Annotated in this window: 12 protein-coding genes; 4 read left to right on the forward strand and 8 right to left on the reverse strand. The window is 33.4% G+C overall.

Features of this window, described 5'->3' with window-relative positions; translation table 11 throughout:
• The first annotated feature begins 19 nt into the window (after window positions 1–19).
• Window positions 20–955, forward strand: a complete 936-nt coding sequence (gene ctlX, locus ACFFGL_RS03575) for a citrulline utilization hydrolase CtlX (protein ID WP_309728538.1) — start codon at window positions 20–22, stop codon at window positions 953–955.
• On the opposite strand, the gene ACFFGL_RS03580 is transcribed toward ctlX, so the two are convergent.
• A complete protein-coding gene (locus ACFFGL_RS03580; RefSeq protein ID WP_309728536.1) occupies window positions 952–2,442 on the reverse strand; it encodes a BCCT family transporter in 1,491 nt (496 codons plus the stop codon). The genes ctlX and ACFFGL_RS03580 overlap by 4 nt on opposite strands.
• Window positions 2,442–3,866 (reverse strand): SDR family oxidoreductase, encoded by a 1,425-nt coding sequence (locus ACFFGL_RS03585; RefSeq protein ID WP_309728534.1) that lies wholly within the window; start codon window positions 3,864–3,866, stop codon window positions 2,442–2,444. Before ACFFGL_RS03585 ends, ACFFGL_RS03580 begins: the two co-directional genes overlap by 1 nt.
• A gap of 71 nt (window positions 3,867–3,937) precedes the next feature.
• Here ACFFGL_RS03585 and ACFFGL_RS03590 point away from each other — a divergent pair, with 71 nt between their 5' ends.
• The gene (locus tag ACFFGL_RS03590) at window positions 3,938–4,141 is read left to right on the forward strand and encodes a hypothetical protein (RefSeq protein ID WP_309728532.1); all 204 of its coding nucleotides are present in this window, start codon (window positions 3,938–3,940) and stop codon (window positions 4,139–4,141) included.
• Here ACFFGL_RS03590 and ACFFGL_RS03595 read toward each other — a convergent pair whose 3' ends face one another.
• Window positions 4,142–4,774, reverse strand: a complete 633-nt coding sequence (locus tag ACFFGL_RS03595; RefSeq protein WP_309728531.1) for a MarC family protein — start codon at window positions 4,772–4,774, stop codon at window positions 4,142–4,144. It lies immediately after the preceding gene.
• A gap of 106 nt (window positions 4,775–4,880) precedes the next feature.
• A complete protein-coding gene (locus ACFFGL_RS03600; protein WP_309728529.1) occupies window positions 4,881–5,306 on the reverse strand; it encodes a hypothetical protein in 426 nt (141 codons plus the stop codon).
• Between the two features lie 131 nt (window positions 5,307–5,437).
• Here ACFFGL_RS03600 and argS point away from each other — a divergent pair, with 131 nt between their 5' ends.
• A complete protein-coding gene (gene argS / locus ACFFGL_RS03605) occupies window positions 5,438–7,213 on the forward strand; it encodes an arginine--tRNA ligase (protein ID WP_309728527.1) in 1,776 nt (591 codons plus the stop codon).
• A gap of 12 nt (window positions 7,214–7,225) precedes the next feature.
• On the opposite strand, the gene ACFFGL_RS03610 is transcribed toward argS, so the two are convergent.
• From ACFFGL_RS03610 to ACFFGL_RS03625, 4 genes are all read right to left on the reverse strand, one after another.
• On the reverse strand, window positions 7,226–8,194 hold the full coding sequence (locus ACFFGL_RS03610) for a YitT family protein (protein WP_309728525.1): 969 nt from the start codon (window positions 8,192–8,194) through the stop codon (window positions 7,226–7,228).
• A 76-nt stretch (window positions 8,195–8,270) separates the two neighbouring features.
• Window positions 8,271–10,562, reverse strand: a complete 2,292-nt coding sequence (locus ACFFGL_RS03615) for a TonB-dependent receptor plug domain-containing protein (RefSeq protein WP_378927960.1) — start codon at window positions 10,560–10,562, stop codon at window positions 8,271–8,273.
• Window positions 10,555–11,457 carry a FecR family protein gene (locus ACFFGL_RS03620; protein WP_309728521.1) on the reverse strand — a complete coding sequence of 301 codons (903 nt, stop codon included), beginning with the start codon at window positions 11,455–11,457 and terminating at the stop codon, window positions 10,555–10,557. The genes ACFFGL_RS03615 and ACFFGL_RS03620 overlap by 8 nt, the downstream gene beginning before the upstream one ends.
• A 55-nt stretch (window positions 11,458–11,512) precedes the next feature.
• Entirely contained in the window at window positions 11,513–12,028 is a 516-nt protein-coding gene (locus ACFFGL_RS03625; RefSeq protein ID WP_309728519.1) for an RNA polymerase sigma factor, read from the reverse strand.
• A 107-nt stretch (window positions 12,029–12,135) separates the two neighbouring features.
• Between ACFFGL_RS03625 and ACFFGL_RS03630 the strand changes: the two genes are divergently transcribed.
• Window positions 12,136–12,597: a hypothetical protein gene (locus ACFFGL_RS03630; protein WP_309728517.1), complete on the forward strand. Its 462-nt coding sequence runs from the start codon at window positions 12,136–12,138 to the stop codon at window positions 12,595–12,597.
• Window positions 12,598–12,713 lie beyond the last annotated feature (116 nt).

The following is a 12,713-nucleotide window of genomic DNA, read 5'->3' on the forward strand; positions in this document are numbered from 1 at the left end:
AAAATTTAAAAAGAAGAAAATGAAACAAATCACCAATACTATTTTAATGATTCGTCCGGTTGCTTTCAGAATGAACGAAGAAACCGCAATCAACAATTATTTTCAGAAAAATATTGATGGCGAAGTAGATGCGATTACCAAAAAAGCGCAGGAAGAATTTGATGCCTTTGTTTCAAAACTTCAAAATGTGGGAGTAAATGTTGTTGTTATAGATGATCTAAAAGAAAATAACACACCAGATTCTATTTTTCCGAATAATTGGGTTTCTTTCCACGAAAATGGAAATGTAGCTTTATACCCGATGTTCGCTAAAAACAGACGTCGAGAACGTAGAGAAGATATTTTAGCTACCTTAGAAGAAAAAGGTTTTACAATTAAAAATATTGTAGATTATACTGAGGCTGAAGAGGAAGAAGTTTATCTAGAAGGAACCGGGAGTTTATTGTTAGATCGTGCCAATGAAAAAGCCTATTGCGCATTGTCGGCACGAGCAGACGAGCAATTGCTCATAGAATTCTGCGAAGAGTTTGAATATATGCCCATTATTTTTACCGCAAATCAAACGGTAAACGGAGAACGCAAAGCAATTTATCACACAAATGTAATGATGTGTTTAGCTGAAGATTTTGCGGTGATTTGTTTAGACACGATAGACGATAAAAAGCAGCGAAAAGCGGTAGTAAAAAGTCTGCAAGACGATAATAAAGAAATCATAACGATTTCTGAAGAGCAAATGCATGAATTTGCTGGAAATATGTTGCAAGTAGAAGGAGCTTTTCAAAAGAAATTTTTAGTGATGAGCGAAAGAGCACATCAAAGTTTAACTACAGATCAAGTGGCTAAAATCGAAAAGCATTGTGAAATTTTAAGTAGTGATTTACATACTATTGAAACGCTTGGTGGCGGAAGCGCTCGTTGTATGATGGCAGAAGTGTTTTTACCAAAAGAAGATTAATTTTTATTTTCTCGATAATCTTTTATCAATCCTACGGCAATTAAAACGCTAAGCAACGCAAACGGAAGCGAAGTAATAATCAATAACTTTTGCATCGCCGTAAGTACATTTTTTGCCGCACTAAACGTTCCGAGTAATAAAATTGCTTCAGTACACAAAAACAATAAAAAAGCCCAAATAAATCGATGTGATTTTTTTGGGTTTTCTTTTCCTTTATCGGTAAACATACTTAATACATAAATTGCCGAATCTACTGAGGTTACTAAAAAACCGATCAATAAAATAATCGTGATTACTGAAGTTATGGTTGCGAACGGATAGTTTTCTAAGAATACAAAAATTGAAGTGAATACATTGCCGAATTCGTTATTGTAATTGGTCATTTTTTCAATAAGCTGAAAAGAAGAAGTCCCGAAAACGCTAAACCAAAAAAAGCTTCCGAGTGACGGAATAAAAAGTGATCCTAAAATCATTTGTTTAATGGTTCTTCCGCGTGAAATTCTGGCGATAAATATTCCGGTAAAAGGCGCCCAAGCTAACCAAAACGCCCAATAATAATAGGTCCAATCGGTTAAAAAATTTTCTCCCGGATTGTATTTTCCTAAGGCTAAACTCAACGGAATAAAATCTACAACATAATGATAGAAAGCAAGTCCGAAATTCTTCAGAATATGTATCATATCACTTTGAAAAAAAATGAAAAAAAGTAGAATTAAGGTTACATAAATATTGATATTCGAAATTTGCTGAATTCCTTTTTTTATGCCTCGATAAGCCGAAAGAAATCCGAATAAAAAAATTAAAAAAGTCACCTCAAATTCAAGATAATATTGCTGGTTAAACTGAAATAAATGTTGAATTCCGCCTTTAATTTGTGTTGTTCCTAAACCAATTGCAGCGACAATTCCTACAACGGTCGTTAAAATAGTGAGTAAGTCTACACTTTTTAAAATATAGCTGGTTTCTGAATGTTTAAAAGCCGAACTTAATAAAACTGATTTTTTTCGAACAAATAAATAATAGCCAATCACCAAAGCGAAAAATCCATAAAACGCCCAAGCGGTAAATCCCCATTGATAAAATGTATATTCTAACGAAATAATTTCAGCTGAGTTTTCCGTAGAAATCGGCGGATTTTGCTGCATAAAAACCGGTTCTTGTACGGCACGTAATAAAATTCCCGCGCCCATTCCTGCGCTGTAAAGCATTGCTAACCAAGAAAAAGTTTTGTATTCTGGAGTTTTACTGCCCAGTCGAAGTTTTCCGATAGGAGAGAAGGCGATAATTATTAAAAATAAAACGGCTAATAATCCTAACCATAAATAAAAACTGCCGAAATATTCTCGAATTACAATAGAATAACTTTCAATTTGTGTGTAAAAATTTTCCGGTTGAATAAAAATGTAAACTGAAAAACTACAAATAATTAAGATGGATAAACTTAGTAGTTTTTGGCTTTGTATGTAATTAACAAGCTTTTTTACCATTAAGCTTTCGCAATTTCATTCAACATTCCTCTAAAAATAAAATAATGAAACGGAAGCATACTATACCAATATAACCTACCCGAAAGTCCGCGAGGTCTAAAGGTTGCTGTTTGGTGAACAATTCCTTTTTTATCGATGCAGAATTCTAACCAAGCTTCGCCGGGAATGCGCATTTCAGCAAATAAAAGCAAACGTTTTTTTTCTTTATCGGCTAACAAGACGCGCCAAAAATCGAGCGAATCACCGGTGTTAATTCGGTTAATGTGTGTTCGTCCGCGTCGCAGACCAACACCGCCAAAAAGTTTGTCTAGAAAACCTCTAAATTTCCAAAGGGAATTGGCGTAATACCAGCCATTTCTGCCGCCAATACTCCAAATTTTTTCTAAAGATTTTTCGGGATTTTCAGCTTTTTGTTGTTGCTTATCTAACAGACATCCATGCGTGGGAACTTTTACATATTTGTTTAAATCGTTCGTAAAACGGCCACTTACTTTTGAATCTTTCCAACTGGAAACTACTTGATTTTGTTCAATTTTATCGAATGCTAATTTAATCGCTTCTGCATAAGAAATGGGATTTATCTCGAGCATTTTTTGTAATCTATTATCTTTAGAAATCACTTCTACTTTCATACTATCGACTAAATTTGAAGCGAGTTTATACGAAGTGGAAGTCACAAAATATAACCAATAGGAAGATAATTTTGGCGATAAAAACGGAACACCTATAATATGGAGACTCAAATTCCTAATCTGTGAATATTGAAGCATCATTTTTTTATAAGTCAATACTTCGGGACCGCCGATGTCGAAATTTTCATCATAACATTTTTCATTACCTAAAACACCAGTTAAAAACTGCAATACATTTTTAATTGCGATGGGTTGCGTTTTGGTATTTACCCAACGTGGAGTTATCATAAAGGGTAATTTTTCGCAGAGATCGCGAATAATTTCAAAAGAAGAACTGCCTGAACCGACAATAATTCCGGCTTGTAAACAGGTGAGGTGAAAATTTCCTTCACTTAAAATTGTTCCTACTTTTTCGCGGGAACTTAAATGTTTAGAAGTATTATTTTCATTGATCATTCCTGTTAGGAAAATGACTTGTTTCAAATTGAGATCTGCTACATATTCATTAAAATTTTTAGCGGCTTGCGCTTCTTTTTCATCAAAATCTGAAGTAGAAGCCGTCATCGAATGAATTAAATAATACGCCGCATCAATATCTTTTGGTAAAATAGTTTTATCTACCGACTCTAAGAAATCAATTTCTACGATTTCAATTTCTTTTCTAACATCCTCATCTACAGAAAGTCTGTCGGCGCTTCTTACAGCGCAAACCACTTCATGATTCATTTCTAATAAAAGCGGAAGCAAACGCATTCCAATATATCCGTTAGCGCCGGTCAGTAAAATTTTCATAACAGAATTTTACTTGAAGTTACGGTTAAAATATATATCTTTCAATACAAATTTGAAGTTTACCGCAGAAAATGAAAAATACGCTTAAAATCGCTTTACTTGTTGTTGGATTAGGTTTAATTGGCTACGGAATTTATACGGTTTTGTTTCCACATATTTCATTGAAAAATGGTTCAGAAAAAATAGCTCCGGAATATGATAATATTCAGTCGTTTTCTATGATTGCCTTTGGGATTTTGTGCTTCGTTTCCGGTTTGGCTTTTAAAAAACGCTAATTAAGCAAAAGCAATTCCTAAAACCGTCATTACCGAAGAACTAATATATTCGATCCCGATAGCGATAACAATAAAACCGATTATACGAGAAATCGCATTAATTCCTGAAGCACCTAAATATTTTACAATAAAATGAGCACTTTTCAGCATTAAAAAAGTAGCGATACAAACTGCGGCAATCGCGCCAACAATTACTAAACGTTCGGTAATAATTCCGTATTCTTCCTGTAAACCAATTAACAAAGAAATTGAGCCTGGTCCTGCTAACATTGGAATTGCTAATGGCGTAAGCGAAACACCATCGCGTTCTTTTACATCGTTTTTTACTTTTTCGCGATCCATTCCTTTGTGTTTATTAAACGAACCGGTAAGCAAAGCAAAACCTGAAGAAACAATAATTAATCCGCCAGCAATTCTTAAGGATTCAATGCTAATTCCAAAGAAATTTAAAATATATTTCCCAGTGAAAAAAGCGATTGATAATATTACAAACGTATTAATGGCAGCGAGCAAAGAAGTGCGCGAACGCTCGGCTGCGGGATCTTCTTTAGTTAAACCCACGAAGACAGGAACGGTTCCTAAAGGATTAATTACCGAAAATAATGCGGCAAAAACATAAATAAATAAATCCATTTGTTTTTGCGGCAAATATGATTTGAAATCTATTGCTGAAAGTAAGGTTTTGTTTAAATGAATGTTATTCGGCAGTTAAAAGAAACGCTTATAAAGGCTGAAATGTTTATAAATTGTTTTCTCTAGAAGTCCAATGTTCAGCTTTATAATCGAGTAACTTTTTCATGAAATTATGAACGTTTTTTGTATCTGCTTTTATTTTAATAAAATAGTTATCGCGATAAATTGAATATTCTTCGGCCCGACCTTTGTAAAGTTTTAATTTGTAATACGGAATTATTAAAGCGTAGGTTTCTAAAAGCGATCTAAACGTTACAATAATACCGTCGGGCCGCATTTCAATTCCGCAAGTATTAATGTATTTATCCAGAATTAAAAGGTTATGAATTTCGATACTTGTGGTGGTAATAAAAAGTTTACCGCTACCGATTCCGTCCATTTTTATTCGTTCAACCAAGGTGAAGGCTTTACCGACTTCAGTGTTAATTTTCTCTTTTATTTCAGCATTATTATAGGAAACATTCAGTAGCATTTCTTTTTTTATTAAAAATAACTGTTTTCTTGAAAATATTTGTTGAAAACCGAGCTTTTATAAGGAAAGCTTCCGCGGAAGTTAGGCAACTCTAAATTTTAAATTATCTTTGTGCTTCAAATTTTTTAGCAATGAATATTCAAGAAATCCTTACGCAAAAAGTAAAAGAAGCCGTAGAAAAATTACATTCAGTTAGCATTGAAGAAGTAGAATTTCAAGCCACGCGCAAAGAATTTGAAGGCGATATTACCGTGGTGGTTTTCCCGATGTTGCGGCAAGTGAAAACCAATCCTGTTGCGTTGGGCGAAGCTATTGGAAATCATTTAAAAGAAAATGTAGCTGAGGTTGCAAATTTTAATGTGGTAAAAGGTTTTCTGAATATCGTATTGAGCGATGCTTATTTTCTGAAAAGTTTTAATCTTATAAAAGATGATGCTACTTATGGAAGCGTAAAATCTGATGAAAATTCGCCAAAAATTATGGTAGAATATTCTTCGCCAAACACTAACAAACCGCTTCATTTAGGACATATAAGAAATAATTTATTAGGTTATTCAGTAGCTGAAATTTTAAAAGCTGCCGGAAATACCGTTTACAAAACGCAAATTATTAACGATCGTGGAATTCATATTTGTAAAAGTATGTTGGCGTGGCAAAAATTTGGTGAAGGAGAAACGCCAGAATCTACAGGTTTAAAAGGAGATAAACTTGTCGGAAATTACTATGTAAAATTTGATAAAGAATATAAAACCCAAATTGAGGAATTAAAAAAGCAAGGTGTTACTGAAGATGATGCCAAGCAAGAAGCGCCTTTATTGCTAGAAGCAAAAAAAATGCTTTTGCAATGGGAAGCCGGCGATGAAGAAGTAGTTGCGCTTTGGAAAAAAATGAATCAATGGGTTTACGATGGTTTTAAAGAAACCTATCGAGAATTGGGCGTAGATTTCGACAAAAATTATTACGAAAGCAATACCTATTTATTAGGAAAAGAAGTCGTTAACGACGGACTAGAAAAAGGTGTTTTTTACCGAAAAGACGATGGCAGCGTTTGGATAGATTTAACCGATGATGGTTTGGATGAAAAAATTGTGTTGCGTGCCGATGGAACCGCTGTTTATATGACACAAGATATCGGAACGGCTATACAACGTGTAAAAGATTTTGACATCAACGGAATGGTTTATACGGTTGGAAACGAACAAGATTATCATTTTAAAGTTTTGTTCTTAATCTTGAAAAAGTTGGGTTATGAATGGGCAAATCATCTGTATCATTTAAGTTATGGAATGGTAGATTTACCTAGTGGAAAAATGAAAAGCCGCGAAGGAACTGTAGTAGATGCCGATGATTTGATGACTGAAATGACCCAAACTGCTAAAGAAATTTCAGAAGAATTAGGAAAACTGGAAGGCTATTCTAAAGAAGAAAAAGAAGCGCTTTATAAAACAATCGGTTTAGGAGCCTTAAAATATTATATTTTAAAAGTAGATCCTAAAAAACGCATTTTATTTAATCCAGAAGAATCGGTAGATTTTCAAGGAAATACCGGTCCGTTTATTCAATATACCTACGCGCGAATTCAATCGATTTTACGTAAGGCAACTTTCGATTATCAACAAGATATTGAAAGCTACAAATTACACGAAAAAGAGCGCGAACTCATTAAACAATTAGCACTTTACCCAGAAATTGTTCAACAAGCTGCAGCACAACATAGTCCGGCGTTAATTGCGAATTATACCTACGAGCTAGTGAAAGTATTTAATTCATTCTATCAAAATATTTCAATTTTAGGCGTGGATGATTCCGAAGAAAAAATCTTTAGAGTTCAGTTAGCAAAAACAGTAGCCAATACTATAAAAAGTGCTTTCAGTTTATTAGGAATTGATGTTCCTGAGCAAATGTAAATAAGAAGTATTTTAATGCAAAGGACGGCGTTTTATCATTCCGCCTTTTGTGTCTTTTACGGGCGTCATTACCACAAACGCATTCGAATCTATTTTTAAGATTTCGGTATTTAAACGGTTGAGTTCTAAACGAGTGATTACCGTGTAAATTACATCAATTCTGTCGTCGCCTTCTAAATGCTTTACACCGCGTTCTCCTTTATAAATCGTAACGCCACGTCGCATTTTTTCAATAATCATTTTTCGTATTTCTTCACTATGAACCGATACAATATTTACGGCAATATATTCTTCAATTCCTTCAACAACAAAATCGAGTGTTTTGGAAGCGGCAAAATAAGTGATCATAGAATATAAAGCCGCTTCAATAGAAAGTAACCAAGCCGCGGTAGAGAAAATAATTACGTTAATCGCAATAATAATATCGCCGATGGTAACGCCAAATTTTCTACTTAAATAAATAGCAAGGACTTCGGTTCCGTCGATTACGGCTCCGCCTCTTACAGAAAAACCAATTCCCGCGCCCAAGAAAAATCCGCCAAAAACAGCTACTAATAATTTATCGTCGGTAACTTCAGGAAAATGAACATTTGCAATTACCAAGGCCAAAACGCATATTGCAAGAGCGGTTTTCACCGCAAATTGTTTTCCTACAATATTAAAACCTAAAATTACAAAGGGAATATTTACAATTAAAATTAACCAATGAAGTGGTAAATCTGTTAATCCAGAAGATAATAAAGCGATCCCGGTTGCGCCACCATCAATAAAATTATTGGGTAATAAAAAACTTTCTAAACCGAATGCTGCTGCAAAAATTCCGCAGGTAATAAATACAATTTCTTTAGCGAGTTGTAAAAGCGAAATTTTGAGTTTACGAAACGCCTTTGCAAACCTGAATTCAGAAACGCTTGCATCGTCTCTTAAATCGTCCTGAGTTAAGATGAACTTGTTTACAATTTTTCGCCAAAAGTTATTCATTAGAAATTTTTCTGTGTTCGAAGATAGATATTTAAACTGAAAAAATCTTCCTTTAAAAAGAGGTCTTACGGAAAATTTAAAATTTTACGCGGAACACAAAATTAGGCGTTAAGCCAAGTGCTTGTTGTTTAACTAATTCTATTTTGTTTGTTGAAGAGCGCTCGTAATAGGCGTTTATAATATTTTCTCTATCGAGTAAATTCCAAATGGAAACACCCATATAAGCGTTAAGTTTATCAGTTAAACTGAATTCTTTACTAGCTGAAATATCTACGCGAAGGTAATTTTTAAGATTGCTACTGTTAGCGTTTTCAAATTCAAAAATATTATTTTCAATTCCATTTTGGGTTAAAGGCGTAAATGGTTTTCCAGAGCGCCAATTTATTCCTGCAGAAAATTTAAATTGATTAAAATTATATGAAGCTGCCACAGAAAGTGAATTTACAATTTCAACATTATTCGGAAATTTAGTTGTGCTTAATTCCCCAAATTCATAATTATTATTGGTAAGCGAATAACTTACCCAGGCACTCAAATTGTCAAAGCGTTTGTTAACCAAAAAATCGATCCCGCGAATGGTATAATCGCCAATAATTTGCGCATATTGATATTGATTCTGAAAACCTTGACTTTGGGAGGAAATATCGCTCACATTTTTCGCATAAGCTTCCGCACTTAACAACCATTTATTTCGGTAATAGCGTAACCCGAGCGATAATTGTTTACTTTTTAAAATAGGAATGTCTTGCTGATTTGCCAATTGCCATCTCCGTTTTTCAATGCCTAAAAAATCGGTTTGAAAATCGATAACTTGTGTTGTAGTTTGGCTTTTTAATTCTCCTAAAATTTCTAAGGTGAAAAAATCTAAAAATTGCTGATTGAAACTAATTCTGGGTTCAGCTAAAAATAAATTAAACTTATCGAAATAATTAATTCGTGCACCGGCTTCGACTCTAGTTTGTTTATTATCGGACCGATATTTTATGGAAGTAAATAAAGCGTGCGTATTTAACTTCTCTTTGTCTTCATCAGAAATAACGGGATTGGTGAGATTTTCGGTATCGGTAACATTTGTGCCAATAAATTCGTAACCGTTTTGAAATTGAAAATATTTATTGAAATTGAGCAAGCTATTTAATTTGAGTCCAACTTCAGCTATATTATTTTCTTGAAGTACACGTTGTTCTTGAAAAATATTGGCGTTTTCTCCTTCTAAATTATAATTTGAATAATAAAATTGCGTAGAAGTTTCAAAAGAATTGCTCCACGTTCTGTTGTGAAAAACACCAAAACCGATACTTTTTTGTGATAAACCACTTTCTCTGGAAACGACTTCACCGCCAATAAAAGCGTTTTCATTGAATTGCAAATCGTTAGAAGTATAAATTAAATTCACACGAAGTTTATCTTGCGATGAAAAATTGTATAGCCAACGTAAGCTAGCATCGTGAAAATTGAATTTTTGATCGGTATTTAAAGTTTGTGCCGAAGTAGAAGTAATTTCGGTATCTTGAAAAGCGCGATCGAAATATTTGTAATAGGTCGGCGTAATAAAAAAACCATTAATAGAAACGCGAGCCGAAGCTTGAATAGAAGATTTTTTTCCTAGAGGCGTATCGATAAAACCGTGCGTGCTTAAAAAATTTATTCCGGTTTCCGCATAAAAATCTTTGTTGAGGTTTTCTTCGGTTTCCATAGAAACTACACTAGAAACACTATTTCCGTATGCGGGATTGGTTCCGTTTTTTATAAGCGTAACTTTTTTGGTTTGATACGGATTAAAGGAAGAAATTAACCCAAAAAAATGCCCGTATTGATACATTCTAATTCCATCCCAAAGAATTAAATTTTGGTCATTCGTTCCACCACGAACGTTGATGTTAGAAACCGTTTCATTTACGCTTTCTACACCAGGTAAAGCTTGTAAAGTCTGTAAGGCGTCAGGTTCAATTAAGCCGGGAAGAATTCCGAAGTTTTTATAATTAATTTCAAAAACGCCATTATTTTTTTTGTTGATTCCTTTCGCCAGATAGTTGCTGAGCATTACTTCTTCTAGCTTTTCAATCTGTTTGAAAGGTTTTTTCTTTTTTTTTTGAATAGCAATAATATTACTATCGATTGCCTGAAAAAGTAAATCGGTTTGATTATTTAAATAGCTCATCGTTTCATTAAACGATAAATCTGCTGGTGGCGGAACGACTTGAAAAGATTTTACATCTCTATTGGCGTACGAGAATTTAATATTAAAACGTGTTTCAATTTGCTGCAATACTTGCGTTAGTGGAATTTTTTTTTCTTGAGATTGCGCAGAAACGCTTCCCCATGAAAAAATAAAAATAAAAAGTATACAGCCTAATTTTTTACTCACGTTCACTTAAGATTACAGTAGTGTTGTTTTGCTCATACGTAAGATTAAAAGGAACGGTAATCGATTTTAATGCCGTTTTTAAATCATTATGTACAAAGCTTCCGGTAAACAACTCATCTGTATCAAAAGTAAGTTTTTTTAGCGTAATAGTAATGTTGTATTGGTGTTCTAATTCTTCTATAACTTGTTGTAAAGGAACACTTCTAAAACTGCTCACGCCTTCTAGCCAACTTGGTTTTGCGCTGGAAATAGATTGCTTTAAACTGGTTTTTCCGATTAACTGAAAACTTTCTCCTACGGGTAATTTAAGTTCTTCGAAAGGAGTAACAACTTTTACCAGACCTTCATAGCAGGTAACTTCTAAAAAATCTCCGCGTTGTCTAATATTAAATTTGGTTCCTAAAACGCTAATATTTCCTAAAGAAGTTTCTACGGTAAATGTTTTTCCTTTTGCTACTTCAAAATATGCTTCACCTTTTAAGTTGATTAAACGCTTGTCTTCCCAATTTGATTTATTGTAAGATAATGTTGAAGCCGCGTTTAATTCAATATGTGATTCATCGGGTAAGGTTATTTCTTCAGTAACGCCTGCCATTGTTTGAATTTCTGTAGCAGAATTATACGTAATCGCAAAATAAGTAGCAAAACCAATAACAAATATGGCGGCTATTCTTGCAATATGTTTTGTCCAAGAAGTTTTGGTTTTAGGTTGCACCAATTTAGATTTAATAGCTGCAAAACTTTCTTTTTTATCGAAGTTAGGCGCTTTAAATTGCTTAGCGGTTTCAGCGATTTTTTTATAATCTTGAAACTCCTCTAATTGTTGCAATTGGTTAAATTCGGCTTCGTTCAGCTCGTTATCTAACCATTTTTGTATAAGTTTCTCTTTGTTCATTTCTTTTCTTTCTCTGCTTCTAAAACAATTAACTCTCTTTTTTTCCTACCCTTGTTTACAATTCTTTAATATCTTTTCTAAGTTTTTTAAGGGCAGAGTAGATTCTTTTTTCTACAGCTTTTCGTGAAATTCCCAATTCTTCAGCAATTTCTTTATGTTTTTTTCCTTCAACACGATTCATTAAAAATGCAGTTCGTTGAGCTTCAGTAAGTGAAGCTAAAGCTTTTTCATATTTTTTTAGGTATTGCTCTTCTTCTAACAAAAACTGCGGATCTTGATTATCTACATTCGCTCGTTTTTGTTTTTGATATTTTAAAACCACTTTTTCATGCTTGGCTTCATTCAGCATTAAATTGTTTGCCACGGTAAATAGAAAACTCTTGGCTTTCTCTGGCGGAACTTTTTTACAATTCTTCCAAAGTTTAATGAAAGCTTCCTGCATTTTATCTTCAGGATTTAAACGCTCTCCGAATTTGAAGTACAAAAAATTATATATATGATCTGAATAAGTATCGTAAATCTTTGCGAAAATTGATTCTTTGCATACGTTGTCATTTAAATTTTTTGCCATCTCCAATTTTATTTTCGCAGTAAATTTAGAAAAAAATTAATCTTTTGGTAGGAGTTTTTTAATTACTGTTGTTTTATTTATGTAACTTGATCAGTTAAAAGGATAATATGAGAACAAGCTTATTCAATTCTCTTTTAATGCACTGGTCTTTTGAAAGTAAAGAAATAGTTGAAAAAGGAGTTTCAGAACTTGCAGCTATAAATCTTTCTGGTTTGATGAATGCCTATAAAAATTGTCAAGAGGAAGATAGAACTTGTTTAACGGTGGAATATCCTTTATATCTCGATATTCACCTTAAAAATGAGATTGAAAGAATTGAAATAAGGGAAGAACGAGAATTGGCTGCTTTTTTAGGAGCGATAGATGAAGAGTTAATTGTGCGGTTAGGTTTTCCTTTAAAAGTAAGTACATGTTGCGGTAAAGTAGAGCATCTTTATTCTGAAAAGGAGTTTTTAGTTATACTGAGTAACTCTTTAAAATGTTCTACAGAAGAAGTAATTGAATTTAAACCTTTGCAAAAAGAAAATACAGGACAAGAGAAAAATCCTGTTCCATATATTTTCAGTTGAACTTTGAATTTAATTCAGTTGAAAATTGTTAGTTGTTTATTTTTAGTTAAACATTTTTATTATTTGGGGTGAAAAAGTCGTTGCAAAACGGCTTTTTCTTTTACAAAAAAAACCTG

The organism is Mesonia maritima, assembly GCF_042433895.1.
Lineage (GTDB): Bacteria > Bacteroidota > Bacteroidia > Flavobacteriales > Flavobacteriaceae > Mesonia > Mesonia maritima.